General features: G+C 64.1%; 29 protein-coding genes. 12 read left to right on the forward strand and 17 right to left on the reverse strand.

Annotated elements, in window-relative coordinates:
- Positions 1-161: 161 nt before the first annotated feature.
- The 3 genes from LB569_RS16245 to LB569_RS16255 form a co-directional block, all read right to left on the reverse strand.
- Positions 162-728 (reverse strand): DUF6101 family protein, encoded by a 567-nt coding sequence (locus LB569_RS16245; RefSeq protein WP_224693293.1) that lies wholly within the window; start codon positions 726-728, stop codon positions 162-164.
- 190 nt (positions 729-918) lie between these two features.
- Positions 919-2,349 carry an FAD-binding oxidoreductase gene (locus tag LB569_RS16250; RefSeq protein WP_224693183.1) on the reverse strand — a complete coding sequence of 477 codons (1,431 nt, stop codon included), beginning with the start codon at positions 2,347-2,349 and terminating at the stop codon, positions 919-921.
- Positions 2,350-2,358: 9 nt separating this feature from the next.
- A complete protein-coding gene (locus tag LB569_RS16255; RefSeq protein WP_224693184.1) occupies positions 2,359-3,333 on the reverse strand; it encodes an L-threonylcarbamoyladenylate synthase in 975 nt (324 codons plus the stop codon).
- Positions 3,334-3,539: 206 nt separating this feature from the next.
- On the opposite strand from LB569_RS16255, the gene LB569_RS16260 reads away from it, so the two are divergent.
- Positions 3,540-3,935 (forward strand): hypothetical protein, encoded by a 396-nt coding sequence (locus tag LB569_RS16260; protein ID WP_224693185.1) that lies wholly within the window; start codon positions 3,540-3,542, stop codon positions 3,933-3,935.
- A gap of 172 nt (positions 3,936-4,107) precedes the next feature.
- The gene (locus tag LB569_RS16265) at positions 4,108-4,494 is read left to right on the forward strand and encodes a hypothetical protein (RefSeq protein ID WP_224693186.1); all 387 of its coding nucleotides are present in this window, start codon (positions 4,108-4,110) and stop codon (positions 4,492-4,494) included.
- Between the two features lie 93 nt (positions 4,495-4,587).
- Here LB569_RS16265 and LB569_RS16270 read toward each other — a convergent pair whose 3' ends face one another.
- On the reverse strand, positions 4,588-4,872 hold the full coding sequence (locus LB569_RS16270) for an ATPase (RefSeq protein ID WP_224693187.1): 285 nt from the start codon (positions 4,870-4,872) through the stop codon (positions 4,588-4,590).
- A 110-nt stretch (positions 4,873-4,982) separates the two neighbouring features.
- Complete coding sequence (gene glyS / locus LB569_RS16275; RefSeq protein ID WP_224693188.1) at positions 4,983-7,199, reverse strand: glycine--tRNA ligase subunit beta; 2,217 nt, start codon at positions 7,197-7,199, stop codon at positions 4,983-4,985.
- A 313-nt stretch (positions 7,200-7,512) separates the two neighbouring features.
- Between glyS and LB569_RS16280 the strand changes: the two genes are divergently transcribed.
- The gene (locus LB569_RS16280) at positions 7,513-7,689 is read left to right on the forward strand and encodes a hypothetical protein (protein WP_181173672.1); all 177 of its coding nucleotides are present in this window, start codon (positions 7,513-7,515) and stop codon (positions 7,687-7,689) included.
- 3 nt (positions 7,690-7,692) lie between these two features.
- Here LB569_RS16280 and LB569_RS16285 read toward each other — a convergent pair whose 3' ends face one another.
- Complete coding sequence (locus LB569_RS16285) at positions 7,693-8,637, reverse strand: glycine--tRNA ligase subunit alpha (RefSeq protein ID WP_140705754.1); 945 nt, start codon at positions 8,635-8,637, stop codon at positions 7,693-7,695.
- 203 nt (positions 8,638-8,840) lie between these two features.
- Between LB569_RS16285 and LB569_RS16290 the strand changes: the two genes are divergently transcribed.
- Complete coding sequence (locus LB569_RS16290) at positions 8,841-9,302, forward strand: GNAT family N-acetyltransferase (RefSeq protein ID WP_224693189.1); 462 nt, start codon at positions 8,841-8,843, stop codon at positions 9,300-9,302.
- Positions 9,303-9,402: 100 nt separating this feature from the next.
- Here the strand turns inward: LB569_RS16290 and LB569_RS16295 are convergent, their stop codons facing one another.
- The 5 genes from LB569_RS16295 to LB569_RS16315 form a co-directional block, all read right to left on the reverse strand.
- On the reverse strand, positions 9,403-11,178 hold the full coding sequence (locus LB569_RS16295; protein ID WP_224693190.1) for a tetratricopeptide repeat protein: 1,776 nt from the start codon (positions 11,176-11,178) through the stop codon (positions 9,403-9,405).
- Positions 11,179-11,320: 142 nt separating this feature from the next.
- Positions 11,321-11,770 (reverse strand): DUF1284 domain-containing protein, encoded by a 450-nt coding sequence (locus LB569_RS16300; RefSeq protein WP_224693191.1) that lies wholly within the window; start codon positions 11,768-11,770, stop codon positions 11,321-11,323.
- Positions 11,767-12,360, reverse strand: a complete 594-nt coding sequence (locus tag LB569_RS16305; protein ID WP_224693192.1) for a biotin transporter BioY — start codon at positions 12,358-12,360, stop codon at positions 11,767-11,769. Before LB569_RS16305 ends, LB569_RS16300 begins: the two co-directional genes overlap by 4 nt.
- A 106-nt stretch (positions 12,361-12,466) precedes the next feature.
- Positions 12,467-13,135, reverse strand: coding sequence for a GntR family transcriptional regulator (locus LB569_RS16310; protein WP_224537988.1), 669 nt, complete (start codon positions 13,133-13,135; stop codon positions 12,467-12,469).
- 104 nt (positions 13,136-13,239) lie between these two features.
- Positions 13,240-14,256, reverse strand: a complete 1,017-nt coding sequence (locus LB569_RS16315; protein WP_015318844.1) for a polyprenyl synthetase family protein — start codon at positions 14,254-14,256, stop codon at positions 13,240-13,242.
- A gap of 189 nt (positions 14,257-14,445) precedes the next feature.
- Between LB569_RS16315 and LB569_RS16320 the strand changes: the two genes are divergently transcribed.
- From LB569_RS16320 to moaB, 6 genes are all read left to right on the forward strand, one after another.
- Complete coding sequence (locus LB569_RS16320; protein ID WP_027142312.1) at positions 14,446-14,670, forward strand: DUF2007 domain-containing protein; 225 nt, start codon at positions 14,446-14,448, stop codon at positions 14,668-14,670.
- On the forward strand, positions 14,670-15,470 hold the full coding sequence (locus LB569_RS16325; protein WP_224693193.1) for a tRNA1(Val) (adenine(37)-N6)-methyltransferase: 801 nt from the start codon (positions 14,670-14,672) through the stop codon (positions 15,468-15,470). The genes LB569_RS16320 and LB569_RS16325 overlap by 1 nt, the downstream gene beginning before the upstream one ends.
- 77 nt (positions 15,471-15,547) lie before the next feature.
- Complete coding sequence (locus LB569_RS16330) at positions 15,548-16,411, forward strand: S49 family peptidase (RefSeq protein ID WP_224538696.1); 864 nt, start codon at positions 15,548-15,550, stop codon at positions 16,409-16,411.
- Between the two features lie 83 nt (positions 16,412-16,494).
- Positions 16,495-16,680 (forward strand): hypothetical protein, encoded by a 186-nt coding sequence (locus tag LB569_RS16335; protein ID WP_224693194.1) that lies wholly within the window; start codon positions 16,495-16,497, stop codon positions 16,678-16,680.
- Between the two features lie 26 nt (positions 16,681-16,706).
- On the forward strand, positions 16,707-17,594 hold the full coding sequence (locus tag LB569_RS16340; protein ID WP_224693195.1) for a 4-(cytidine 5'-diphospho)-2-C-methyl-D-erythritol kinase: 888 nt from the start codon (positions 16,707-16,709) through the stop codon (positions 17,592-17,594).
- Position 17,595: 1 nt separating this feature from the next.
- Complete coding sequence (gene moaB / locus LB569_RS16345) at positions 17,596-18,150, forward strand: molybdenum cofactor biosynthesis protein B (protein WP_224693196.1); 555 nt, start codon at positions 17,596-17,598, stop codon at positions 18,148-18,150.
- Between the two features lie 263 nt (positions 18,151-18,413).
- Here the strand turns inward: moaB and LB569_RS16350 are convergent, their stop codons facing one another.
- Complete coding sequence (locus tag LB569_RS16350; RefSeq protein WP_224693197.1) at positions 18,414-18,926, reverse strand: glycosyltransferase; 513 nt, start codon at positions 18,924-18,926, stop codon at positions 18,414-18,416.
- A gap of 150 nt (positions 18,927-19,076) precedes the next feature.
- Between LB569_RS16350 and LB569_RS16355 the strand changes: the two genes are divergently transcribed.
- Positions 19,077-20,231: a PA0069 family radical SAM protein gene (locus tag LB569_RS16355; protein ID WP_140705924.1), complete on the forward strand. Its 1,155-nt coding sequence runs from the start codon at positions 19,077-19,079 to the stop codon at positions 20,229-20,231.
- Positions 20,232-20,385: 154 nt separating this feature from the next.
- Positions 20,386-21,081 carry a ribonuclease HII gene (locus tag LB569_RS16360; protein WP_224693198.1) on the forward strand — a complete coding sequence of 232 codons (696 nt, stop codon included), beginning with the start codon at positions 20,386-20,388 and terminating at the stop codon, positions 21,079-21,081.
- 165 nt (positions 21,082-21,246) lie between these two features.
- Here LB569_RS16360 and LB569_RS16365 read toward each other — a convergent pair whose 3' ends face one another.
- The 5 genes from LB569_RS16365 to LB569_RS16385 form a co-directional block, all read right to left on the reverse strand.
- Positions 21,247-21,738, reverse strand: a complete 492-nt coding sequence (locus tag LB569_RS16365) for a F0F1 ATP synthase subunit B (RefSeq protein WP_224693199.1) — start codon at positions 21,736-21,738, stop codon at positions 21,247-21,249.
- Positions 21,739-21,748: 10 nt separating this feature from the next.
- Positions 21,749-22,348 (reverse strand): F0F1 ATP synthase subunit B, encoded by a 600-nt coding sequence (locus LB569_RS16370; protein ID WP_224693200.1) that lies wholly within the window; start codon positions 22,346-22,348, stop codon positions 21,749-21,751.
- Positions 22,349-22,410: 62 nt separating this feature from the next.
- Positions 22,411-22,635, reverse strand: coding sequence for a F0F1 ATP synthase subunit C (locus LB569_RS16375; RefSeq protein WP_013896722.1), 225 nt, complete (start codon positions 22,633-22,635; stop codon positions 22,411-22,413).
- Positions 22,636-22,720: 85 nt separating this feature from the next.
- On the reverse strand, positions 22,721-23,479 hold the full coding sequence (locus LB569_RS16380; protein ID WP_140705738.1) for a F0F1 ATP synthase subunit A: 759 nt from the start codon (positions 23,477-23,479) through the stop codon (positions 22,721-22,723).
- A gap of 85 nt (positions 23,480-23,564) precedes the next feature.
- Positions 23,565-23,966 carry an AtpZ/AtpI family protein gene (locus LB569_RS16385; protein ID WP_140705736.1) on the reverse strand — a complete coding sequence of 134 codons (402 nt, stop codon included), beginning with the start codon at positions 23,964-23,966 and terminating at the stop codon, positions 23,565-23,567.
- Positions 23,967-24,185: the final 219 nt, after the last annotated feature.

Below are 24,185 nucleotides of genomic sequence, written 5' to 3' on the forward strand. Positions count from 1 at the left end.
GTTTACGGGAGAAGGTGGCGGCAGCCGGATGAGGGGCAGCGCCGACCTTGAAGGCGAGGCGAGAGGTTCAACGGCGACAGGTGGGTCAAACACTCAGGCCAGCGCTGCCCCTCATCGCCCTGCCGGGCACTTCTCCCCGTATAGTGACGGGGAGAAGAAGGCTACTCCCGTGAAATGATTTCCTGGCCGTCAATGACGAGCCTCAAACCGAGGTCCCCGGTTCTGCGGCGGGCAAGGAAGCGCGGGCGGCGCGTGTTGGAAACGCGGCCCTTGCGGCGGTCCTGCGCCGGCAGCGTCTTGATGGCGGCACCAAGCGATTCCTCCAGCGTGCGCGCTACGCCGTCGGATTCGATCAGCAGCATCGGCAGACGGTAGGCATCGGCCCAGGCGCGCCAGTCGGCGGCAACGTCCTCGAGATCGTCGGCCACCAGCAGCGGCACCGACAGCATCGGATCGTTGTGCAGGAGTTCCAGGGTCACCGTGACATTGCCTTCCGGATCCTCCATCGCACGGGCGGCGACGCCGCGAAATGCATTGGCGGGCAGGACGATGATCGCCGGCAGGCCACTCATCTCGAGCATGCGGCGGATCACGGCGCCACGCTGGTCGATGGTGAAGGTCACGTCGCCATAATCGTCGCGCGTCGCGTAGCTCACCACCTGCGGCAGGCGGAATGGGTCGAGGCGCATGTTGCGTCCCGCCCAGACTGGCTTAAGTCCAGTGTTCACGTTCATAGAGCGCCTTCCTGTCTGTCTCCTGAGAGCCGGTGTCCGGTTCTCTCCGGGCCAGTTTTCCCGGCCTCGTTATGGGGAAACAGTAGCGCCGGCTCCTTACCGCCGCGCTTAAGAAAGTCGGTTAAATTTTGCTGATCTCAGGGATGGTTATCGGAATGCCACCGACCACAAGATGTTGAAAGGATCAGATAACCTTACCGGGATTCATGATGCCGGCCGGATCGAAGGCGGCCTTCACCCGGCGCATCAGATCGATGGCCATCGGCGGCGCGGTGGCGATCAGTTCGTCGCGCTTCAACTGGCCGATGCCGTGCTCGGCCGAGATCGAACCGTGCAGGCTGCGCACTACGTCATGCACGGCCTTGTTCATGGCATGATAGAGCGCCAGAAACGCCTCGTCGCCGCCGTCGACGGGCCGCGAGATGTTATAGTGGAGATTGCCGTCGCCCATATGGCCGAAGCAGACCACGCGGGCGCCGGCACTGACCGAGGCCACCGCGCCGGCGGCCTCCTCGATGAAGCGCGGGATCGATGCGATCGGCACCGATATGTCGTGCTTGATCGAAGCGCCTTCCGGCTTCTGCGCCTCGGGCAGCAGCTCGCGGAAGTTCCAGAAGGCATCGCCCTGCCCGAGGCTGGCGGCGATGACGGCATCGCCGACGAATTCCTCCTCAAGGCCCGCCGAGAGCACGTCCTCGATCAGCGCCCGCGAATCCTCCGACGAACGGCCGGATGAAATCTGCATCAGCACATACCAGGGCCAATCCTCCATCAACGGTCGGGTCACCCCCGGGGCGTGCGCCAAGGTGAAATCATATGGCCGCTTGCCGATCAGCTCGAAGGCGGTGAGTGCCGCCCCGGCGCGATCCATGGCCAGGCTGAACAGGGAAAGGGCGGCGGCGGGCGACGACAGGCCGACGAAGGCGACCTCGCGCCCCTTGGGCTTGGGAAACAGTTTGAGCACGGCGGCGGTGATGATGCCCAGCGTGCCTTCGGCGCCGACAAACAGGTTCTTCAGGTCGTAGCCGGTGTTGTCCTTCTTCAGCTTGCGCAAATCGTCGAACACCTCGCCCGTCGGCAGCACCACTTCGACGCCAAGACAGAGTTCACGTGCATTGCCATAGGCAAGCACACCGGTGCCACCGGCATTGGACGAAAGATTGCCGCCGATCTGGCAGGACCCTTGCGCGGCGAGCGATAGCGGGAACAACCGGTCGGCGGCATCGGCCGCTTCCTGCAGCGTCTGCAGGATGACGCCGGCCTCGACCGTGACCGTGTTGGACAGGACATCGATCTCGCGGATGCGGTTCAGCCGCGACAGCGACAGGACGATTTCATGGCCGGATTTGTCCGGCACCTGCGCGCCGACCAGCCCGGTGTTGCCGCTTTGCGGCACGACCGGTGTTCCGGTCTCTGTCGCCAGCCGCATGATCCGACTGACCTCCTCGACGCTGCCCGGTCGCAGCACCAGGGACGTCACGCCATGCCAGAGTCCGCGTCGCTCGATGAGATAAGGCGCGATGTCCTGCTGATCGCGCAGAGCATATTTCTCGCCGACGATCGCCGCGAAACGATCGATGAGAGCGGGATCGAGTGTCTTCACAGTTTCGGTCATGCGGGAAAACTACGTTGTGGGCTGTGCGTTGTCACGAGGAGCGGCGGCACGCGAAAGCCGATCGTTGATCGCCTCACCGAGTCCGTCAAAGGGAATGGTCTCAACCGCGATGGTGCGCGCGCCGCTACGGTCGAGATCCTGCATGTAGGCGAACAGATTGCTCGCCGCTTCACGCAGGTCGCCCGACACCGACAGGTTGAGAAAAGCGGTTGCGCCGCGCCAGCCATCAGCTCTTTGGCTCCCGAAAGCGAGCAGCGCTTCACCCTCGCCGACCGACTGGGCATTGAGCCGAACAGCGGCAGCCGGCGCGTAGTGCGAGGCGAGCATGCCCGGCGCCTCGATGCCGGCGGCACCGCCGCGCAGCAGTTCCATGCCGATGACCGCTTCGATCTCTTCCGCGGCAACGCCGCCTGGCCGAAGCAGCCGCAATCTTTCGCCTTCGACCTTGACGATGGTCGATTCCAGCCCGACCGGCGTGGCGCCGCCATCAACCACCAGCTTGATGCGGGCGCCGAGGTCCACGGCAACGGCTTGCGCCGTCGTGGCGCTGATCCTGCCGGAGGAATTGGCGCTGGGCGCGGCAAGCGGTCGGCCAAGCCTGGCTATGAGGTCGCCGCCAAACCCCCTCGGCATACGCAAGGCGATCGTGTCGAGCCCGGCTGTGACCAGCGGATGAATGCCGTTGCCGGGGCGCTGCGGCAGGACCAGCGTCAGCGGCCCCGGCCAGAAGGCAAGCGCGAGTTTCTCCGACAGTGGATCGAGCAGCGCGATGCGCTCGGCCATCGCCATGTCGGCGACATGGGCGATCAGCGGATTGAACCGCGGCCGTCCCTTGGCCTCGAAGATGCGCGCCACGCCAATGCCGTTGGTGGCGTCGCCGGCCAGTCCATAGACGGTTTCAGTCGGGATGGCGACGACATCGCCGCCCTCAAGCAGCGCCAACGCCGGTTCCATCGCTTTGCCGACGGCAAGTATTTCAGCCACTCTCGTCACCTCGCGGATGCCGGCTGCGTAGTACGACGCCGCCGCCGGAGCAAGCGGGCATTGGCAAATCATCAATTCCTAAAATGCTACGTTTCCATGAAAGCCGGCATCAATCGCCGAGCCCTATCGTGCGGCTTCTGGGCAATTGGGGAGCTATGTCAGTGTCTGTGCGTATCTGGGGAACGCTTGCTATCACTCTGGCGTCAATGGCTGGCGGGGCTCAGGCCTCGTCGCTGGTCTTTCCCGGCGCGCCGGTCTCGACGCCCTCCGTTGTTACACTGAAAGCAAACGCCACGAGCGACGTGGTGTCTGTCGTTGCGCTCGGCGAGCCCGGTGTCACCTACGAAAAAGTGGCGGCAATCCCGGACAAGGCCGAGGCAGACCACCCTTCCCCGCAGAACCCGATGATCATTCGTGGCGGCATCGTCGGCGGCGCCTTCTCGACGCCGGCGCAAGCCAAGGCGCCCACCGCCACAACCGCCCCCGCCACGGCGACCGCCTCGGCAGCCCCCGCGCCGGCAGCGCAAGGCAAAGCACCGGCGGCGGCCGCGCCGCGACCGGCGGCCCAACAGCCTGCTTCGGGAGCCGGCAAGGTCAAATAGCGAGCTACTGGACTGGCCGGCCAGAGGGCTCGATGGCTTGACGGCGGTCTGGCGCCCTGCGAACCATTGTCCGGCGAATCCTGGCATATCTCGCCGGCCGACGCTGCCGCCTGAATTTCACCAGGCGGCCCCGGCAGATGGAATTTGTATTGTTCAAGGCAAGGGGGTGCTCATGAAAAACTCGAAGACCGTTACCGTGGCAGGGCTGCTGCTGGCGTCGTTGCTTGGCGGCGCGGCCCATGCGGACGACATGCTGGGGTCCTATGTGGCGCGCATTTCGGATCGCGATCACCAGGCGAGCGACGGCTATGCGCTGGACGGCGCCGCGCAGATGGTGCGGCAGGACCGCGCCAACTGGCACAAATTCCATCGCCGCGACAGCGACGACGAGGGTGATGCCTGGTTCAGGACCAACGACCAGCGCGCCGATCTGCAGCGCATGCTGGAACGCCCCGGCGCGATGAGTTCCTCGACCAAGCGCGCCATCGTCAAGGGCGAGCCGCTGATCCAGGTCGACGTCTACGAAAACAGCGTGCGCGTCAGCATTCTGGAAAATTGAAAAGTCGGCATTCGGAAAACTGACACAAGACCAGCGAAAAGGGCGGCACGAAAGCGCCGCCCCTTCATTTGAGAAAAACCTTCGCCTGAAAAATCAGGCAGCTTCTTCCTTGTCGTCGTCTTCTTCGTCGGACTCGCCGTCTTCGGATTGTTCCTCGGCGTCATCGCCTTCGGCCTTCACGGCGTCATCGGCGTCTTCTTCTTCGGACTCTTCGCCGTCTTCGTCGTCGCCTTCCTCCTCATCGCCATCCTCGTCATCGTCCGACAGGTCGGCGGCCGTGGCGGCGGCATGATCGAGGGCGGTTTCGGAAGCGGTTTCAAGCGTCTCGGCGGCGGCCGGGTTTTCTTCAGTCACTTCGATTTCGTGATCGGAATTCATGGAAGCCTCCGTTGGGTTGGGGAACATGTCCCTTTTGCCACGAGGAGATCATCGTCATATGACTGTAAGCCGGCTCGAACGGCCGGCCGGGCGATATTTTTCCTCGCCTCTCAACCAGCGATTCTCGAGAAATCCGCGACCTGACCGGTAGCCGTGCGAATGCGCGTGAGCAGCGCAAGGCGGTTGGCGCGCACGGACAGATCCTCATCATTCACGAGAACATGCTCAAAAAATGAATCAACAGGCTCACGCAACACGCTAAGCGCCAGCATGGCAGCGGAAAAGTCTTGATTTTGAATCGCTTCGCCGGCTTGCTTCTCCGCTTGATTCACCGCCGCAAACAGCGATTTCTCGGCATCTTGCCGGAACAACGCCGGCTCAACGCTCTGGGCGACCGCCGTTTTCTTCTTCTCCTCGGCGGCCAGGATGTTGGCCGCGCGCTTGGTACCGGCAAGCAGGTTCCTGCCGTCCTCGGTATCGAGGAAGGAGCCAAGCGCTTCGACGCGGCGAACGATCTGAAGCAAGTCGTCGGACTGCGGCGTGATGACGGCGTCGATGAGGTCGTGCCGTGCGCCTTGGTCGCGGAGGTAAACTTTCAGGCGGTCGTGGAAGAAGGCGAGGAGGTCGATCACCTCGGCCCCAACCTGCCTTCCCTTGAATTCCCGCATCCCTCGCCCAATAGCTCCGCCTCCAGCACGCTGCATCGACTGATGGACAGAGAGCACATGAGATTCTGCTAGTTCAGCGATACTCAATTGAATTCTATTCTCAATAAGGATTCTCACTACCCCAAGTGCAGCCCTTCGCAGGGCATAAGGATCCTTAGAGCCAGTCGGCTTCTCGTCGATTTCCCAAAATCCGACCAGCGTATCGAGCTTGTCTGCAACCGCCACGGCCACAGATACCGGATCAGTCGGCACCCGGTCTGACGGGCCTTGCGGCTTGTAATGTTCCTCGATGGCGGCGGCTACTGAAGGTTGTTCGCCCTGGAGCAACGCATATTTTCGTCCCATGGCACCCTGAAGTTCCGGAAACTCGCCGACCACTTCAGTCTGGAGATCAGCTTTGGCCAGCACTGCGGCACGGCGCGCAAGGTTGGGGGCAGAGCCCACGATCGGCGCCAGTTTCTCGGCCAGTTCCTCGATCCGTTTCACACGATCGCCTTGGGTGCCGAGCTTGGCATGGAAAGTCACATTGAGATGGTCGAGCCGGGCCATGCGCTGGTCGAGCGGCTTCTTCAGGTCGAGCCCGAATTTCTTCGCCGATGCGTCGAGTTGAGCGAGATCGGGCAGATCGCCCTGGTCGGTCGTCCAGAAATAAAGCGCATCCGAGAGGCGGGCGCGCACCACCTTGCCGTTGCCGTGGGCGATCTCCTTGCCGCCGTCCCTGGCCTCGATATTGGCGGTCAGCAAGAAGCGGTTGGAGAGCGCCTCGCCTTCCCCTTGCGGCCGCGTCACGAAGCACTTCTGGTTGGCGCGGATGGTCAGCCGGATCACCTCGGCGGGAATGGCCAGGAATGCCTCTTCGAACTCGCCCATCAGCACGACAGGCCATTCGACCAGCCCCGACACTTCCTCAAGCAAGCCCTCATCCTCGACCAGGTCGAGCCCGTTGGCGAAGGCGAGGTTGCGGGCGTCGGCGAGGATGATCTCCTTGCGCCGGTCGGCGTCGAGCACGACCTTCCCCGCCTCGAGCTTGCTTACATAATCATCGAAGCGGCGCACGGTGATTTCGCCGGGTGCGAGAAACCGGTGGCCGTAGGTGACGTTGCCCGAACGGATGCCGTCGATCTCGAAATCCACAACGACCGGCTCCTCGGTCTCGGGGCCGAAGGTGCACAGGATCGATTGCAGCGGCCGCACCCAGCGCAGCGACCCCGGCTTGGCCGAGGCCGGCCCCCAGCGCATCGATTTCGGCCAGGGGAAATCGCGGATGATAGCGGGCACCAGTCCGGCGATGATCTCCTCCGCCGCCCTGCCCGGCTTCGACATATGCGCAACGTAGAAGTCGCCCTTCTTCGGATCGGAATGGACATGCGCTTCGGCGATCGATGACAGGCCGGCCTTGCGCAGGAAGCCCTGGACGGCCTGTTCGGGCGCCGATGTCGACGGCCCCTTGATGTCCTCGTGAATGTCCTTCGAGCGTGCGGTAAGCCCGCGGATATCGAGCGTCAGGCGCCGTGGCGTCCAATAGTCACGCGCCGCCTCATAAGTCAGTCCCGCCTCGACCAGACCGTCGGTCAGCATTTTCTTCAAATCGCCCGCCGCCTTGCGCTGCATGCGCGCGGGGATTTCCTCGGAGCGAAGTTCGAGCAACAAATCGGGCATCAGAGTGTCTCCGCCCGCATGCCATTTCTCTGTTTGCGCGTCCTCGCGCCTCCGGCGCTGCGGTCGCGCGGCTGGGCGGGGATTTCCTCGGAGCGAAGTTCTAGAAGCAGGTCAGGCATAGGGTCAGCTCATGCGGGAGAGTGGTCCGCGCGGGGCATAGCAACTCGGCTGGCCGCTGTCACCCTTTCCATAAATTTCAGTCGGCTTGTCGGGACGCGCCGAACCCGCCCGTCCTCGGATCAAAGATTTCCATGAACCCAACGCAGCGCTGAAGCGACCCACGCTCAGGCAGGGAACTATTGGCTGAACGACGATGAAAACCGCATCCAGACTTCTTCAGATCCTCGCGCTCAGCGCCTGCTTCACCGCGCAGGCCCATGGCGCCTTCTCGATGCCGGGCGTGCGGCAAGCGCTGCGGACGATGTCTGGTCCGAGCGGCCAGATCCTGCCGCCGATCAGCGCTTGCCTCGAAATGATCAACGGCGCTTGAGGCTCAAGCCGCCAATCCACCCGCCTGCGTCTTCAGGAACGCCTCGCCGCAGGCTTTCGCCAGATTGCGCACGCGCAGGATGTAGCTCTGGCGTTCGGTGACCGAGATCACGCCGCGCGCGTCGAGCAGGTTGAAGACATGGCTCGCCTTGATGCACTGGTCGTAGGCCGGAAAGACCATCTTGTGCATCGGCAGATTGTCGTTCGATGCCGGCGCGCCGGCCTCGAGCAGCGCCTTGCACTCGGATTCGGCATCCTCGAAGTGGCGCAGCAGCATGGCGGTGTTGGCGTATTCGAAATTGTGGCGTGAATATTCCTGCTCGGCCTGCAGGAACACGTCGCCATAGGTGACCTTGTCGGCGCCTTCGCGGCCGTTGAAGTTGAGGTCGTAGACGTTGTCGACGCCCTGCACATACATGGCCAGGCGCTCCAGGCCGTAAGTGAGTTCGCCCGCCACCGGCGCGCATTCGATGCCGCAGACCTGCTGGAAATAGGTGAACTGCGAGACCTCCATGCCGTCGCACCAGCATTCCCAGCCAAGGCCCCAGGCGCCCAGGGTCGGGCTTTCCCAGTCGTCCTCGACGAAGCGTATGTCGTGCAGCAGGGGGTCGACGCCGATCGCCGCCAGCGAGCCGAGATAAAGCTCCTGCAGGTTCGGCGGATTGGGCTTCAGGATCACCTGGTACTGGTAATAATGCTGCAGCCGGTTGGGGTTCTCGCCATAGCGGCCGTCCTTGGGACGGCGCGAAGGCTGGACGTAGGCTGCGTTCCAGCGCTTCGGTCCGAGCGCCCGCAGCGTCGTTGCCGGATGAAACGTGCCGGCGCCAACCTCCATGTCATAGGGCTGCAGGATGACGCAGCCATAGGCGGCCCAATAATTGTGCAGGGTCAGGATCAGCCCCTGGAACGAGCGGCTGGGATGCATATGGGCTGGGATTTCAATCGTCACGATGGCCTCGGCGACACAGGCTAGCTTGCGGCCACGTCCTAGAGACAGTGCGGCGAAGCGTCAAGCAAGGCGCGTCCGATGCGCGCAGCCTTGAGCATACCGGGCGATGTTGAAAACTTTGCCAGGGACTGGCCCATCGCCCGCCGCGAGGGTCCGCGATCCAATTCGACCAAGCATCCGCGTCAAGCACAGCAGGTCGAGCCATGTCCAACCCGATCACCATCCGCCCCATCACGCGCCAGGATTTCGAGCAGTGGCTGCCGCTGTGGGATGGCTACAACGCGTTCTATGGCCGCTCGGGCGAGACGGCGCTGGCGAGTGAAATCACCGCGATGACATGGTCGCGCTTCTTCGACGCCTACGAGCCGGTGCACGCGCTGGTCGCCGAAAGCGGAGGCGAGTTGCTTGGCCTCGTCCACTACCTGTTCCACCGCAGCACGACGGCGATCGCGCCGAACTGCTATCTGCAGGACCTCTTCACCAACGAGGCCTCGCGCGGCAAGGGCATTGGCCGGGCGCTGATCGAAGGCGTCTATGAGCGCGCCCGGGCGGCCGGCTCCGGCCGGGTGTACTGGCTGACGCACGAAACCAACCAAACCGCGATGAAGCTCTACGACAAGGTCGGCGAGCGCTCTGGCTTCGTCGTCTACCGAAAGATGTTCTGAGGACGCTCCGGCGCGTCGCCGCGTTTTCTCAGGACGCCATGCGCCTTTCCAACGAAAAACGGGGCTCCGAAGAGCCCCGTTCGCATTTCAAAAAGCGATTTCACCCTTTCGGGGCGGGAACCGGCTCCGGCTTGACCTTCGGGGTTTCCTGCGCGGTGTTGGACTCGATCGGCGGCAGGCCCTTCATCAGCTTCTGCTGCAAGGTGGCGAGCACATCGGGGTCGGGCTTCAGGTCGCGGGCCTGGTTCCACTGGAAGGTGGCTTCCAGCTTGCGGCCGACGCGCCAATAGGCGTCGCCGAGATGGTCGTTCAGAACCGGATCTTCCGGCTTCAGCGACACGGCGCGTTCCATCTCGCGCACGGCGTCATCGAAGCGGCCGAGGCGGAAATAGGCCCAGCCCAGGGAATCGACGATGTAGCCATCGCTCGGCCTGAGGTCGACGGCCTTCTGGATCATCTCAAGGCCTTCCTTGAGGTTGGTGTTCATGTCGACCCAGGAATAGCCGAGATAGTTCAGCACCTGCGGCTGATCCGGCTGCAACTCCAGCGCCTTGCGGAAATTCGGCTCGGCCTTCGGCCATTCCTTCAGCCGCTCATAGGCGATGCCGCGCTGGTAGAAGATGTTCCAGTTGGCGGCGGTCGGCGTCTTCAGCACCTCGACGGCCTTGTCGTAGAGATTGGCGGCGGAGCGGAAATCATCCTTCGAGGAGTAGACGCCGCCGAGCGCCAGATAGGCGCGCATGTCATTGGGATGGGCGTCGACGAAGGCTTTCAGATGCGTGATCGCCTCGTCATGGCGGTCGAGATCGGCCAGGTTGAGGCCGAGCTGCAGGTCCGAAATCTCCTTCAGCGGCGAAGAGTCGGGGATGCGCCGATAGAGCGCGATGGCGCCCTCGCCGTCCTTCAGCTGTTCGGCAACGGCAGCAAGCTGCACGAGGGCCGCGTCGCTGTCCGGCTTCAGGGCCAAGGCATATTGCAAATAGAGGCGCACGAATGGCTCGCCGCCGCCACGGTTGAGCGCGGTGGCGAGATCGAGCAAAATCTCGGAAGCCCCGTCGGACGGACCGGACACGAAGGGCGCGATCTTGTCGCCCTTGCCGATCCTGTCGCGCAAGGCGACGATTTCCAGCTTGCCAGGCGAGAACGCCTCGGCCTGATCGAGCACCGACATCGCCTTGGCCTTGTCGCCCTTGCGGGCCAGGAACGAGGCATAGGCCTGCGCGTTGCGCATCCAGGTTTCAGGGGCCGCGCCGCCGGCGGCGGTATCCTGCATCGTCGCGGCGTAGATCGCCTCGGCCTTCTCGGGCATGTTGGAGGCATCGGCGATCAGGGCGCGGTGGAAGGACTTGAACAGGCCGAACCAGTCCGGCCCCTGCAGCTTGTCGATCGAAGCCATCGCTTCGCTGGCCTGGCCGGCACCTTGTTCGGCCCAGCCGGACATAACACCGGAGATCAGCCGGTCGAGATCGGATTCGAGCGACAGCTTGAGCCAGTACTGCGCCTTGGTGAAATCCTTCTTGTGGAAGGAATCGACAGCCAGCGCCAGGCGCGAGAAGCGCTCGACATCGGGCACCTCCTTGAGCTTGTCTGCATAGACCAGCGATTCATCGAAGCGGCCTTGAGCGATCAGCGACAGCATCAGGCTCTGCTGCAGGGCCGTGTCACCGGGGTTGAACGCCAGGGCTTGCTTGTAATAGGCGATGGCGCTGTCGAGGTCGTTGTCGCCCTCGGCGATCCTGGCAGCCAGATAGGCGCCCGAGAACGACGAAATCTTGACCGGTTCGGTGGATTGCTTGGCATAGGCCGGCAAAGCCGAAATCGCCATGCCCGTCACAATTGCCAGCCTTGTCAGCCAGCGCGCACGTCCTTGCTGCATCGTATCCCTTTCAGCCAGGCGCCATCTCCGCGTCAGCGGATCGACCCAGACTCGATCATTCCGGGCAAAGCATGGCCTTTTTGGGGTCGCGCTTCAATCCGCCCGAAATTCACAATCGGGTCACCCGATTAACAAACCATGGCTAAATGGGACGGCTTTGCCCGTCAACAGGCCGTTGCAGTCGCGTATCGCGATAGCCGCCGCTTGCCACCGCGCCGCACAGCCGGCTCCATTCGCAGCCCGCGCACGCCTCGCGCACATGGCCGGTTGAAAACGCTTGCCGCAACCGCATGAGGATCGCGGCGTCGAGGTCGAGGCGGGCGCCGTCCCGGATCGGCCGAGCCAGCAGCGCTTCCACGTCATCCCTGGCCTGCCGGTCCCGCCCGGCCGCGCTGTCGCGCAGGCAGTGCGGATCCGGCTCGCCAAGCAACGGAGCGCAGATGTCGTCCGGTCCGGACACGAGGAGAATGTCCTCGCCCCGGCTCAGGCGCTCCGCGATCACGTCATAATTGGCGGTGAAAGCGGGGCTGTATCCCTTGCCCACATAGGTGAGCAGGCAAAGGAGATGATGGGCGCGCAGCCTGACTGTCAAGGCTTCAGCAAGTTCATCTTGCCGCGCGGCAGCGCCGTCAGTGTCGCCGCGCCCAGCGCCGACTTGAGCAATCCGCCGACGATGAACGGCACGAAGCCGAAGGTGATGGCCTGTTCGGCGCCAATCATGACGGCGAGCCATGCCGTTCCGAGCACCAGGCAAGCGAGATTGCCAAGCAGCATGGCGATGAAGGCGAGCACGACCCGGTTGCCATTCCAGCCGCGTTCGGCCAGCCAGCCGACAAGCACGCCGACAACCGGGAAAGCGAAGAGATAGCCGCCGGTCGGGCCGACGAAATACGACGCGCCCGCGGCCCCGCCGGCCAGAACCGGAAAGCCGACAGCGCCTTCGACCAGCCAGGCGGCGATCGTCACCGCGCCAAGCCGCCAGCCATAGAGCGCACCGATCAGCGTCACGGCGAAGGTCTGCATGGTCACCGGAACCGGCACCATCGGCACCTCGATGTAGGATGACAGCGCCAGGAACAGCGTGCCGAGCACGACGGCGCCGGCCTGCCAGCCAAGCGATCGCTGCTGGAGGCGCAGTGGGCTGAAGGACGGTCTGGCGGACGAGAATGCGAGGCTGGTCATAGGCTTCCCTTCGTTCGATCGAAATTATAGATAATTTCTGACTTCGATCTATTATCGAATCCACATTTTTGGATTGATGGCAAGCCCGTGCGCGGGAAAAGGCCGCTCAACCCACGATCGCGAAGGCTTCGCGCGTGGCGCCGGAGGCTGTCCTGACCGGCTTTCGGCCAATCCATTGAACATGCCGTCCCAATGTTGCCGCGGCCGATTCGGTGTTTCCCTGCCGCAAGGCGGTGAGGATCGCCCGATGGTCCTGATCGGTGCGCGTCTCCCACTCCGAACGCCATGCCGCGAACAGAAAGCGGGCGCTTGCCGCGTGCAGGTCATCGATGGTGGCGAGAAGACGCGGCATGCCGCAAGGCGTCAGGATCAGCCGGTGAAAGGCGCGATTGGCTTCTTCCCACGACCTGACGTCGCGCGATTTGTCGCCGGCCTTCGTCGCCTCCTCGGCCTGGTCGAGAATGGCCGAAGTCAGGTGCGGCGCGGCGTGGCGCAGCGCCAGCACTTCGAGGGCCGCCCGCATTTCGGCGACCTCCTTGACCTCGCCCAGATCGAAGGCCGCGACGCGCACGCCGCGACGCGGTTCGCTGACGGCGAGCCCCTGCGCCTCGAGGCGGCGGAACGCCTCGCGCACGGGGACATGGCTGGTGTTGAATTCCTCGGCGATATGGTCCTGCCGCAGCCGCGCCCCAGGCTCGATCGCGCCGGAGATGATACGGTCCGCCAGCGCCTTGCCGATGCGCACCGCGATGGTGTCGTCCATGCCCTTTGCCATGATTTATAGATAATTTGCGGCAAGGCCGCTTGTCGAGACGGCAAGGCAAGAATCGTCGCCATTCTCCCCAGCGCTGGCCGGAGACCAATCCTGTATGACCGCGCTCAGTTCACCCGGCTGATGCAGAAGTCGATGACGTCGATCAGCGCCGATTTCTGCGGCGTTTCTTCCAGCGGCGCCAGCGCGTCGCGGGCGATCTCGCCGAAATGGCGGGCGCGCCCGATCGTATCGGCAATGGCGCCGTGGCGGGTCATCAGGCCGATCGCCTTTTCCAGCCCAGCATCGTCGGTGACATTGTCCTCGATGGCGCGCTTCCAGAAGGTGCGTTCGGCCTTGCTGCCGCGCCGATAGGCGAGGATGACCGGCAAGGTCACCTTGCCCTCGCGAAAATCGTCGCCGACATTCTTGCCGAGATCCTTGCTGGTGCCGCCATAGTCCAGCGCATCGTCGATGAGCTGGAAGGCAAGGCCGAGATTCATGCCATAGGAGCGCAGCGCGGCGCGGTCGTTGCGGGTCGCCTGTGCGATCACCGGGCCAACCTCGGCGGCGGCCGAAAACAGCGCGGCGGTTTTGGCCTTGATGACGGCAAAATGCTCGTCCTCGGTGGTTTCGAGGTTCTTGGCGGCGGCGAGCTGCATGACCTCGCCCTCGGCGATGATCGAGGCCGCGCTCGACAGGATGTCGAGCGCTTCAAGCGAGCCGACATCGACCATCATGCGGAAGGCCTGGCCGAGCAGGAAGTCGCCGACCAGGACGCTCGCCTGGTTGCCCCAGATCATGCGGGCGGTCTTCTTGCCGCGCCGCATCCCGCTTTCGTCGACGACGTCGTCGTGCAGAAGGGTGGCCGTATGCATGAATTCGACCGAAGTGGCGAGCTTGACGTGGCCCTCGCCGGCATAGCCGAACATCTGCGCCGCGGCGAGCGTCAGCATTGGTCTCAGCCGCTTGCCGCCGGACGAGATCAGGTGGTTGGCAACCTCGGGAATCATCTCGACGTCGGAGCCGGCCTTGGACAGGATCAATTCGTTGACGCGCCCCATATCGGCCGCGGTCAGATCGATCAGATCCTTGATGGAGGCGGGTTCCCGCTTCCCGTTTTCGATGTTGAGAACGACACCCACGACAATCACTCCCGTCTTGGTATAACGCGTGCGACGGCACCCTTAGTCCCGGCATGGACTCTAGGGCGGCTGACACGGGCACGGCAAGTGGCGAATTGGCGCGGCGGCGGTGACAGCGTGTCAACCTCGGGAAATGCCGGAATGCGGCCGCACGTTTACATGCACGCCGCAACCTGCGAGTTTCCCGCCATGATAGAGCTTATCCGTACCAACGACGCCGTCATCATCTCCTTTGTCGAATCGCTGATGCGCGATGCCGGCATCGGCTGCTTCGTCGCCGACCAGAATATGAGCGTGCTCGACGGCTCGCTGGGCATCCTGCCACGGCGCGTCATGGTCGATGCCGATCAGGCAGACGCCGCGCGCCGCATCCTGACCGATGCCGGCATCGCCAACGAGATCCGCCAGAAGTAATGTCCGCAGCGCCGGCCACCCTCGCCACGGATACGCCGGCCCATACGGTCGATGCCTTCCATCGCGGCCGGTTCTGGCTCGTGCAGCCCAAGCATGGCGGCCATCGCGCCGGCATGGACGCCATGATGCTGGCCGCATCGGTGCCATCATCGTTTAGCGGGCGGCTCGCCGATTTCGGGGCCGGCGCCGGGGCCGCCGGCCTGGCGGTGCTGTCGCGCTGTCCGGGTGCCCAGGCCGTGCTGGTCGAGCGCGCGCCCGAAATGGCCGCTTTCGCGTCGGCCACGCTTGCCCATCCCGGCAATGCGCATCTCAGCGATCGCGCGGCCGTGCTTGTCGCCGATGTCACCATGTCGGGCCGGGCACGGGCCGCCGCCGGCCTTGCCGACAATGATTTCGACTTCGTCATCATGAACCCGCCTTTCAACGCCGCGCGCGACCGCACCACCCCGGAGCGCCTGCGAAAAGAAGCCCATGTCATGGAGGACGGCCTGTTCGAAAACTGGATCCGCAGCGCGGCGGCGGTTGTCAGGCCGCGCGGCGGACTTGCGGTCATCGCGCGGCCCGAACAGCTCGGCGCCATTCTCGACGCCATTTCGGGCCGCTTCGGCGAAGCCGAGATGCTTGCCGTGCACCCTCGCCCGGACGCGGCGGCAATCCGCATTGTCGTGCGGGCAGCCCTTGGCGCACGGGGAAAGCTCGCCATTCGTCCGCCCCTGATGCTTCACGCGCAATCGGGCAACGGCCCCGACGAGCGCAGCGAAATGATCACCAATGGGCTCGCCTCGCTGTTCGGAGACTGAGCCGTTCGCGGCCCGCGCATTGCCGTTGGCCGGGAAATCCCTACATGCCTGCAACCATTGCCGGAGACCACGCCACCGTGAAACGTCTTTTCAACCGCCTGCTGCCGAAATCCTGGCGCTCCACCGTCGTCACCATTCCGGTCATCCGGCTGCACGGCACCATCATGGCCGGCGGCGGCCAGTTCCGGCCGAGCCTGTCGATTGCCTCCACCGCCGGACTGATCGAAAAGGCGTTCTCCTTCGACGCGCCGGCGGTCGCGATCTCGATCAATTCCCCTGGCGGCTCCCCTGTGCAGTCGCGGCTGATTTTCAAGCGCATCCGCGATCTCGCCGTCGAGAAAAACAAGAAGGTGCTTGTCTTCGTCGAGGACGTCGCGGCTTCCGGCGGCTACATGATCGCGGTCGCCGGCGACGAGATCTTCGCCGACCCCTCCTCCATCGTCGGTTCGATCGGCGTCGTATCGGCCTCGTTCGGCTTCCCCGAATTGATGAAGAAGATTGGCGTCGAGCGCCGTGTCCATACCGCCGGCCAGAACAAGGCGGTGCTCGACCCGTTCAAGCCCGAGAAAAAGGAAGACGTCGAGCGGCTGAAGGCGCTGCAGCTCGAAGTGCACGAGACCTTCATCGACCTGGTTAAAGAGCGGCGCGGCACGAAGCTGGCGGACGACCCGGACCTGTTCACCGGCCTGTTCTGGACCGGCAAGCGAGGGTTGGAACTTGGCCTTGTCGATGCGCTCGGCGACATGCGCACGGTGTTGAAGACCCGCTTCGGGCCGAAGACCCAGCTCAGGCTGGTCTCGGCGCCGCGCGGTTTGTTCAGCCGCTTCGGCCTGTTCGGCTCGAACAAGGGCTTTTCAGCGCCCGACATCGCCGCGGCCGCGGCCAGCGGAATCATCGATGCGGCGGAAGAGCGCGCATTGTGGACGCGCTTCGGCCTTTGAAAAAGCCATGAAAGCGTCTAGCATGGTTGCCCGAAAGACCCGACCGGCCGCCCTTACCGGCCCTGCGTGGTAGGAGTTTTGACATGCCGCAGCTCATTTTCATCGCCGTCGTCGGCGTCGCCGCGTATTTCGGTTACCGCACCTTCCTGCGCGAGGCCGAGCGCGTGACGGCCAAGGTGCGGCGGACCGAAAAACAGGCGGCGAACGGCACGATGGGAACGCTGGTCAAGGATCCGAAGACCGGCGAATACCGGCTGGCCAAGGACTGACGCTCATTTCACTCGCAATCGAGACCGTGGACTCCGGACCGGTTGTCCGGACGTGGGCAGCACCCGCCAAGATAAACCTTGCCCTGCACGTCACCGGCAGGCGCCCCGATGGCTACCACCTCATCGAAAGCCTGGCTGTGTTCACGCGCTTTGGCGACAGGATCGAGATCGCGCCGGCCGACGCCGACGATTTTGCAGTGTCCGGCCGTTACGCGCCGGACGTCCCGCTCGACGGCGGCAATCTGGTGCTGAAGGCGCGCGACGCGTTGCGGCAGGCCGCCGGCATTCGCAGCACGCCGCCCGTGACCATCAGGCTCGAAAAGAACCTTCCGGTCGCGTCCGGCGTGGGCGGAGGGTCGAGCGACGCGGCGGCCGTGCTGCGCGGGCTGGCGGAGAGCTGGGGGCTGGACATCGATAGCGCCGAGCTGGCGCGGATCGGTCTGTCGCTCGGCGCCGACGTGCCGATGTGCCTGGCGGCAAAGCCGCTGGTGGCGCGCGGCATTGGTGAGGAGCTCTCGGTGGTGCCGGATTTTTCGGCGCTGGGACTGGTGCTGGTCAATCCGGGAACGCCGGTGTCGACGGCGGAAATCTTCGCGGCCCTTTCCCATCGCGACAATGAGCCCCTGCCGCCGCTGCCGCGCGGCGTCGATTTTCACAGCCTGCGCAACTGGCTGGAGGTGACCCGCAACGACCTCGAACCGGCGGCTGTTGCGATGCAGCCAGCCATAGGCAGGGCGCTTTCCTGGCTCGATAAGGCCGGATCGGGATTTTCGCGGATGTCGGGATCGGGCGCGACATGCTTCGGACTGTTCGAGACCGGCAATGTCGCCAAGCGCGCGGCCGCCGAAATCCGCGCCCGCCAGCCCGACTGGTTCGTCGCCGCAACGCGCAGCATGGCCTCGGAGGCCGAGTGAGATGGCCAGGATTGACGAGAACCGTGCCTTCGTTCCGGTGCGCATCGCGGTGCTGACGGTTTCCGATACACGCAGCCTCGCCGACGACAAATCCGGCCAGACGCTGGCCGATCGCATCACCGAGGCGGGTCACATCCTGGCTGCCCGCGACATCGTCACCGACGATCGCGAAAAGATCCGCGACACCGTGCTGGCGTGGTCGCGGGACAAGGCCGTCGACGTCGTGATCACCACCGGCGGCACCGGTTTCACCGGCCGCGATGTGACGCCCGAGGCGCTGGAGCCGATCTTCGAAAAGCGCATGGATGGCTTCTCGGAAGTGTTCCACCGCATCTCCTACGACAAGATAGGCACCTCGACGATCCAGAGCCGCGCGACCGGCGGCGTCGTCAACGCCACCTTCGTCTTCGTGCTGCCGGGCTCGCCCGGCGCCTGCAAGGACGCCTGGGACGGCATCTTGAAGGCACAGCTCGACTACCGGCACATGCCCTGCAACTTCGTCGAGATCATGCCGCGCCTGGACGAGCATCTGCGGCGGGGGAAATCTGCCCCTTAAAAAGCCTAGGCAAAGTGCCGGCTTCACGCCGTGTTCGCCAGGCAGAACAGCGCCGGCGCTTTCGAACGGCCATTCCAAACCGGATGCCGGAGACAGTATTTTCGTGGGCAATCCCTAGCGTTCACGAGAAGGCAGATATGGCCGTGCAAACTGGGACCATGCACACCGCGGGTGCCATTGCGGCAATATACGCCTGCGATTTTCGACCGAACCGGATCCATCGCAAATCGAAGTCCGCGCCTGCCAAAGAGCAGTCGCAAAAATCACCTTTGCCTCGGCGGCGCCGCCCAGATCTCGGCGTCGAGCTTCTTTGTCGCCAGACCGCGTGCCAACGCCTCGGCGCTGCCGGCATTCTTGGACAGGGATGCCGCCTGCCGTCTGCTGATCACCAGTCCGTCGGCGAGCGCACGGTTTGCCGAAAAGACCCGGGCCAGGAACGGCGGACGGCTGCCCCGCGCTCGCGAGAACCGGGCGGCCATTGTCTGCCTGGCCGTATGGGCGACAACCGCGTCGATCCAACCCTCCACCAGCCTCGCACCCGGTTCGAGAAACAGCAGCCAGTCACCCTTGGCCTGGCGAATGCCGGCGGCGATGCCGCCGCTCCCCACATAGTGGCAGCCGGCATGCTCGGCCACACGATGCGTGTGGTCGGTGGAGCCGGTGTCGCAGATCACGACCTCGCGCACCACGCCCTCGACCGCGCCGCCGATCAGCGTCGCCAGCGTGCGGGCGAGGCCCTCCTCGTCATTGTGCGTTTCGATGAGAACACTGAGCATGACTAGCCGAATAGCGGAAAGGGTTGGCCGGCGCCAGTTTTTGCGGCGCACCATAGAAAGTTCTTGCTTTGTTCTCATCGGTAAAATAGGAATAATTTCATGAGCAGAGCGATTCGACAGAACACGGACAGTCCCTGGGAGCGGGCGAAGATGGAACCGATCATGCGCGCCGACATTGCAGCCTTCGGAGCAGGACGAGCCGAGATGGCCAATGCGATGATCGAGCAGAGCGGGATGCGGGTCCGTCCGGACCGCAACCGCGGCCGGTCGGCGGGCATCAATCCGTCCGGCCGGTTCGAACCTGTCAGCCGGCATGTCTTCGACGATGGCTGGAGTTCGCTGGAGGAACTGCCCCCGTTCAAGACCGAGGTGCAAGTCGAGAAGCCGCGCACCATCATCACCCGCAACGAATCGCCCGACATCTCCTTCGACCGGTCGATCAACCCCTATCGCGGCTGCGAGCACGGTTGCGTCTATTGCTTCGCGCGGCCGACGCATTCGTTCATGGGCCTGTCGCCGGGCCTGGATTTCGAATCCAAGCTGTTCGCCAAGCCGGACGCGGCCCGCCTGCTCGACAAGGAATTGTCGAAGGACGGTTACCAGCCGCGTACCATCGCCATCGGCACCAACACCGATCCCTACCAGCCGATCGAGAAGCAGTACCGGATCATGCGCGAGATCCTCGAAGTGCTCGAGGCACGCGGCCATCCGGTCGGCATCGTCACCAAATCGGCCTTGGTGGTGCGCGACATCGACATTCTGTCGCGCATGGCCGAGCGCGGGTTGGCCAAGGTGGCGCTGTCGGTGACGACGCTCGACCGCATGCTGGCGAGGACGATGGAGCCTCGCGCATCGACGCCGACCAAGCGGCTGGAGGCGATCAGGCAGCTTTCGGATGCCGGCATCCCGGCTTCGGTGATGGTGGCGCCGATCATTCCGGGCCTGACCGACCAGGAGATGGAACGCATCCTCGACTCGGCATACCATGCCGGAGCGCGCGAGGCTGGCTATGTCGTGCTGCGCCTGCCGCTGGAGGTCAGCCCGATCTTCAAGGACTGGCTGCTGCGCCACTATCCCGATCGCTATCGCCACGTCATGTCGCTGATCCGTTCGATGCGCGACGGCAAGGACTACGATTCGGAGTGGGGCAAGCGCATGAAGGGCGCCGGACCCTATGCCTGGCAGATCGGCCGGCGCTTCGAGATCACCGCCAAGCGGCTCGGCCTCAATGCCGAACGGCGCACGCTGCGGACCGACCAGTTCGTCGCGGCCGGCAAGGACCAGGAGCAGTTGATGCTGCTTTGAACGATCAGACCGCCGCGGCCGTTTGATTGCCGCCGTGGCGAAAAAATCCCGTCCGGCCTGCCCCGGCCTGCAGACGGTGCCCTCCCGGTCCGGCGCCCCACCCGACCCGGAGGGACTTGCGGAGAATCGGAGCCGATGCGAACCTCGCCGCAACATGGCTCGCGCGCGTTCCGATTCTCCGCTTCTCTTCGAAATCGTCGAGAAACCCGATTTCTCCTTCGAGACGAAGGCGATGGCCGATGGCCTGTGGCCGGTCGCGGGGATGGACGAAGCCGGCCGGGGCCCGTTGGCCGGGCCGGTGGTGGCGGCGGCAGTGGTGCTCGATCCGGCCAACATTCCCGAAGGGCTCGACGATTCCAAGCGGCTTAGCCATTTGCAGCGCGAAGCGCTGTTCCTGCGCATTCTCGGCTCGGCGCAGGCTGTTTCCATGGCCTCGATCAGCGCCGAGGGCATAGACGGCAGCAACATTCTGAAGGCCAGCCTGGAAGCGATGCGCCGGGCTGTGGTCGGACTGTCGGTTCAACCGAAGCTCGCGCTTGCCGACGGTCGCGACGTGCCGCCGGGATTGCCGTGCGACGGCCGGGCGCTGATCAAGGGCGACCAGCGCTCGCAGTCGATCGCCGCCGCCTCGATCGTCGCCAAAGTCATGCGAGACCGCATGATGTGCGGCTGCGGCAGCCACCACGACCGCTATGGTTTCGAAGTCCATATGGGCTACGCCACGGCCCGGCACCGCACGGCGATCGAGGCGCATGGCCCCGTGGCACGGCTGCACCGCGTCTCGTTCGCGCCGTTCAGGCTGGGTGGCGTCGAGGTGGCGGAAGAAGGGAGTTTTGCCGGGCTGGAGTGAGGCGACGGCCACCGTTGCGACGCTCGTAAGTCCCGGCCTGGATCCTAAGGTCTGCGCGCGTCGCTTCGCTCCTTACTTCGCCCTAGGATGACGAATTCATACGGCACAAAACAAAAAAGCCGCCAGGTTTCCCGGGCGGCTTTTGATTTGCTTCATACCCTCAGCTCAGTTGAGCTTGGCCTTCACATCCTGCAGCGCGGACTTGAACAGGTCGGCTCCGGCCTTGGCGTCAACCTTGGCAGCGAGCAGCGCGCGGGCGGCCTCGACAGCGATATCGACGGCGCTGGCGCGCACTTCGCCGATCGCTTCGCGCTCGGCCTGGCCGATCTTCTGTTCGGCAAGCGCGGTGCGCCTGGCGACATAGTCCTCGGTCTTCTTGTGCGCCTCGGCGGCCAGCATTTCAGCCTCGCGCTTGGCTGCCGCGACAATGTCGGCGGCCTCCTGCTCGGCTTCCTTGCGCTTCTTCTTGTACTGGCCAAGCAGTTGCTGGGCTTCGTCGCGCAGCTTGCGGGCCTCGTCGAGCTCATTGCTGATCCTGGCGGCGCGGGCGTCGAGCGCCTTGGCGATCATGCCGGGCACCTTGATGTAGATGGCGATGGCCAGGAAGATGATCAGGGCAACCGTGGCCCAGAGCGTTGCGAGAGATGTAGCGTCCATGATGCGCTCCTCACCCGGCCACGGATTTGACCGCGGCCGCGATCTCGGCCTTGCTGGCCTTGCCGCCGACCAGTGCCTCGACGATCGCCGAAGCGGTGTCCTCGGCGATGCTGCCGACTTCCTTCATGGCGTTGGCCTTGATGGAAGCAATGCGTGCCTCGGCCTCGCCCAGCTTCTCGTCGAGTGCGGCCTCGATCTTCTTGCGCACGGTCTCGGCTTCCGCCTTGGCCGCGTCGTTGGCCTGCTGGCCGATCGCATTGGCGTTTTTCTTGGCTTCCGCCAGTTCCTGCTCGTAAGCGGCAACGGCGGCGTCGGCCTCGCCCTTCAACTTGGCTGCCTGGTCGAGATCCTGGCTGATGCGATCGTTGCGGACATCGATGATGCCGCCCACGCGCGGCATCACCACCCGCTTCAGGAAGAGGTAGAACAGCCCGAACGTGATCGCCAGCCACAGAAGCTGCGACGGGAACGTCTCCGGATTGAATGGCGGAAACGTGCCGTGCGCTTCCGCAGGCACGCCGGTGCCGGAATGCGTGTCGCCTCCGGTCGCAGCGTGGCTGGTGTCGGCTGATGGCGCGGACTCTTGCGCGAAGGCAGATGTCACGAACATGGACTATCCCCAGATATCAGGCCCGCCGCTCGCGCGGCCGGCCTGTCCAATCTTCTCAATGCTCAGCCGAACAGGGCCAGCAGCGCGATGAGAAGCGAGAAGATGCCCAGAGCTTCGGTCACGGCGAAGCCGAAGATCAGGCGGCCGAACTGGCCGTCAGCAGCCGACGGGTTGCGCAGCGCGCCCGAGAGGTAGCTGCCGAAGATGTTGCCCAGGCCAATGCCCGCGCCACCCATGCCCAGGCAAGCAATGCCGGCGCCGATGTACTTTGCTGCTTCTGCGTCCATTTGTTCAACTCCTTTGGATCTGAAATTCCGTTGTTATTCCATCCGGCGCCAATTGGCCGAAACTCTTGGGGCCGAAACTCTTGCCTCAATGCCCGGGATGCAGGGCGTCGTTGAGATACATGCAGGTCAGCACGGCAAAGACATAGGCCTGCAGGAAGGCGACCAGCAATTCAAGCGCCGTCAGCGCCACCGCCATGGCCAGCGGCAGGATCGAACCCGCCACGCCGACCGCGCCCAGCGCGGAGAGGCTGACGACGAAGCCGGAGAACACCTTGAGCGTGATGTGGCCAGCGAGCATGTTGGCGAACAGACGAACCGAGAGGCTGACCGGGCGCGACACGAAGGAAATGACTTCGATCAGCACCACCAGCGGCAGCAGGAACACCGGCACGCCATGCGGCACGAACAGCTTCAGGAAGCCGAAACCATGCTTCATGAAGCCGTAGACCACTACGGTTCCGATCACCAGGGCGGCAAGGCCGAAGGTGACGATGATGTGGCTGGTGACGGTGAAGAAATAGGGGAACAGGCCGAGCAGATTGGCGACCAGCACGAACATGAACAGCGAGAAGACGAAGGGGAAGAATTTCATGCCCTGCGTGCCGGCGGCGTCGCGCAGCATGTTGCCGACGAATTCATAGGCCATTTCAGAGACCGACTGCAGCCGGCCGGGGACCAGGCTGCGGCTCGAGGTCGTCAGGAACAGGAACGCGGCTGCGACAACCACGGTGGCGACCATGAATAGGGCGGAATTGGTGAAAGACAGGTCATAGCCGCCGATCTCGATCGGTATTAGCTTGTTGATATGGAACTGGTGGATCGGATCGACCTTGTCAGCTGCCACGTTCAAACCCCGTCTATGCCGCGCACGGCCAAATTGTCATTGCCGCATGGAAGGCGGCTATTTTCACAGGCCGCCAGAAGGGCGGTCATTTGCTGTCGTCCCGGTCACGGCGCGGCTTCGCGCCTTGTCCGAATTCCGCCACAACGCCTGCCGAACGCATGACATTGAGCACGCCGGCGCCAAAACCAAGCAGCAGGAAAACGATCAGACCCCATGGCGATGTTCCCGCCAGACGGTCGATGATCCAGCCGATGGCGGCACCGACCACCACCCCGGCGATGAACTCGCTGGACAGTTTGAGTGCCTGACCGTATCCGGTCACTGGTTTCGCGTCGTCTTTCCCCTCGAGCCGGTTCGGCAGCCTTGTCGCAAGCGATGCTCCAAGTTCACGCCGACGTCGCTCAAGATCGTCGTCGCGGATTTCGGCGTCATGCTGCTTGCCGCGGCCGGTTTCTCCGGTTCCGTCTGGCCTGTTTTTCTCGGCCATCGCAACCCCCCTGCCCGGGCAGACCGTCACCGTCCGTCCGCTTCTAAAGTCGCCGGCAACATAGTTAGAGGGTTTGCGCCCGTCAAGCCACGGGCGGAAGTTCCGCCTTGTGTATTTTAGGCAATGAAATCAATACATTAGAAAGGTGCGACATCGTGCCCGCCGCGATCAGGGGAATACGTCGCGCGAATCCCCCCGGCAATGGCTCTCCGATCGACT

Origin of the sequence: Mesorhizobium sp. BH1-1-4 (genome assembly GCF_020165665.1) — a bacterium.
Classification (GTDB): domain Bacteria; phylum Pseudomonadota; class Alphaproteobacteria; order Rhizobiales; family Rhizobiaceae; genus Mesorhizobium.

Excerpts from the sequence above, each read along its gene's own strand:
- LB569_RS16250 (WP_224693183.1), bottom strand. The coding sequence starts at position 2,349 with ATGACCGAAACTGTGAAGACACTCGATCCCGCTCTCATCGATCGTTTC.
- LB569_RS16295 (WP_224693190.1), bottom strand. The coding sequence starts at position 11,178 with ATGCAGCAAGGACGTGCGCGCTGGCTGACAAGGCTGGCAATTGTGACG.
- LB569_RS16305 (WP_224693192.1), bottom strand. The coding sequence starts at position 12,360 with ATGACCAGCCTCGCATTCTCGTCCGCCAGACCGTCCTTCAGCCCACTG.
- LB569_RS16365 (WP_224693199.1), bottom strand. The coding sequence starts at position 21,738 with ATGGACGCTACATCTCTCGCAACGCTCTGGGCCACGGTTGCCCTGATC.
- glyS (WP_224693188.1), bottom strand. The coding sequence starts at position 7,199 with ATGCCCGATTTGTTGCTCGAACTTCGCTCCGAGGAAATCCCCGCGCGC.
- LB569_RS16370 (WP_224693200.1), bottom strand. The coding sequence starts at position 22,348 with ATGTTCGTGACATCTGCCTTCGCGCAAGAGTCCGCGCCATCAGCCGAC.
- LB569_RS16360 (WP_224693198.1), top strand. The coding sequence starts at position 20,386 with ATGGCTCGCGCGCGTTCCGATTCTCCGCTTCTCTTCGAAATCGTCGAG.
- LB569_RS16355 (WP_140705924.1), top strand. The coding sequence starts at position 19,077 with ATGGAACCGATCATGCGCGCCGACATTGCAGCCTTCGGAGCAGGACGA.
- LB569_RS16320 (WP_027142312.1), top strand. The coding sequence starts at position 14,446 with ATGATAGAGCTTATCCGTACCAACGACGCCGTCATCATCTCCTTTGTC.
- LB569_RS16325 (WP_224693193.1), top strand. The coding sequence starts at position 14,670 with ATGTCCGCAGCGCCGGCCACCCTCGCCACGGATACGCCGGCCCATACG.
- LB569_RS16290 (WP_224693189.1), top strand. The coding sequence starts at position 8,841 with ATGTCCAACCCGATCACCATCCGCCCCATCACGCGCCAGGATTTCGAG.
- LB569_RS16335 (WP_224693194.1), top strand. The coding sequence starts at position 16,495 with ATGCCGCAGCTCATTTTCATCGCCGTCGTCGGCGTCGCCGCGTATTTC.
- moaB (WP_224693196.1), top strand. The coding sequence starts at position 17,596 with ATGGCCAGGATTGACGAGAACCGTGCCTTCGTTCCGGTGCGCATCGCG.
- LB569_RS16375 (WP_013896722.1), bottom strand. The coding sequence starts at position 22,635 with ATGGACGCAGAAGCAGCAAAGTACATCGGCGCCGGCATTGCTTGCCTG.
- LB569_RS16350 (WP_224693197.1), bottom strand. The coding sequence starts at position 18,926 with ATGCTCAGTGTTCTCATCGAAACGCACAATGACGAGGAGGGCCTCGCC.
- LB569_RS16270 (WP_224693187.1), bottom strand. The coding sequence starts at position 4,872 with ATGAATTCCGATCACGAAATCGAAGTGACTGAAGAAAACCCGGCCGCC.
- LB569_RS16385 (WP_140705736.1), bottom strand. The coding sequence starts at position 23,966 with ATGGCCGAGAAAAACAGGCCAGACGGAACCGGAGAAACCGGCCGCGGC.
- LB569_RS16260 (WP_224693185.1), top strand. The coding sequence starts at position 3,540 with ATGGCTGGCGGGGCTCAGGCCTCGTCGCTGGTCTTTCCCGGCGCGCCG.
- LB569_RS16280 (WP_181173672.1), top strand. The coding sequence starts at position 7,513 with ATGAAAACCGCATCCAGACTTCTTCAGATCCTCGCGCTCAGCGCCTGC.
- LB569_RS16265 (WP_224693186.1), top strand. The coding sequence starts at position 4,108 with ATGAAAAACTCGAAGACCGTTACCGTGGCAGGGCTGCTGCTGGCGTCG.
- LB569_RS16310 (WP_224537988.1), bottom strand. The coding sequence starts at position 13,135 with ATGGCAAAGGGCATGGACGACACCATCGCGGTGCGCATCGGCAAGGCG.